Origin of the sequence: Bartonella florencae (genome assembly GCF_000312525.1) — a bacterium.
GTDB classification, from domain to species: Bacteria; Pseudomonadota; Alphaproteobacteria; order Rhizobiales; family Rhizobiaceae; genus Bartonella; species Bartonella florencae.
In genome coordinates this window covers 1-781 of sequence record NZ_HE997489.1, presented here as the reverse complement: position 1 = coordinate 781, position 781 = coordinate 1, and the positions used below count along the sequence as shown (strand labels likewise).

The window sequence follows — 781 nt, the reverse complement described above, 5'->3', positions numbered from 1 at the left end:
GTATAACTTGGTATTTTGCAGGTATAATTCCGCCTTTCCCCTCTCGTTTTTCAAAAGGGTAAGTCCATTTTCTAACCACAATAACATTGCGATTAACAATATTGGCAACTTTTTTATGTCCACCTAGATACTCAACTATGAGTTTTGCGGTTTTCGTATATGTTTTTATCATAGCGATAAAAATACGATATACAAAATATTTAGTCAATACGAAAAACGTATTGTTATATTTTTTATATTGTAAGAACTTTAAAAATAAGGAATAAACTTAATTATGATTAGGCAAAAAGAGCTAAAAATTTGGATAAGAAAAGAGCTTGATAAAATGGGACGAGGGAGCCAAGCCAAGCTTGCCGCCCATCTTGGTATAAGAAGACCAGCTATATCTAATATGATTAATCTTAATACAAATAGGGAAATGAGAGATATTAAGGCTGATGAATTAGTGAAGATTATGGAGTTTTTTAAGGATTCTTCACCTATTTCTGGATCGTATTCTGATGATTTTCTTTATTTATATTCACAAGCGAATGATTCTGAAAAGAAGATTGTCGAGGATCTTTTAAAATCTCTGCTCGCAGCAAGAAGTTCATAAAAGCTTTTTTTTCACATTCAGTTAATTTATTTAGCATGATGCATAGCTGCTTTTCTCTTGTATTTTCTATCATAAACACCTCATTAACATTAATGATAATAAACAAATTTGAATAGGTTTATAAAAATAAAATACGTTTTTCGTATTTTATCTATTGACATATCATTACGAAAAACGTATTAATTT

General features: G+C 29.4%; 1 protein-coding gene and 1 pseudogene. One reads left to right on the top strand and one right to left on the bottom strand.

Annotation, left to right across the window (positions count from 1 at the left end; genetic code table 11):
* Positions 1 to 208, bottom strand: a pseudogene (locus tag BN202_RS10105) (hypothetical protein); the annotation flags it as partial.
* Between the two features lie 66 nt (positions 209 to 274).
* Here BN202_RS10105 and BN202_RS08965 point away from each other — a divergent pair.
* A complete protein-coding gene (locus BN202_RS08965) occupies positions 275 to 595 on the top strand; it encodes a hypothetical protein (RefSeq protein ID WP_019220307.1) in 321 nt (106 codons plus the stop codon).
* Positions 596 to 781: the final 186 nt, after the last annotated feature.

Coding starts and splice junctions, on each gene's coding strand:
- BN202_RS08965 (WP_019220307.1), top strand. CDS start 275: ATGATTAGGCAAAAAGAGCTAAAAATTTGGATAAGAAAAGAGCTTGAT.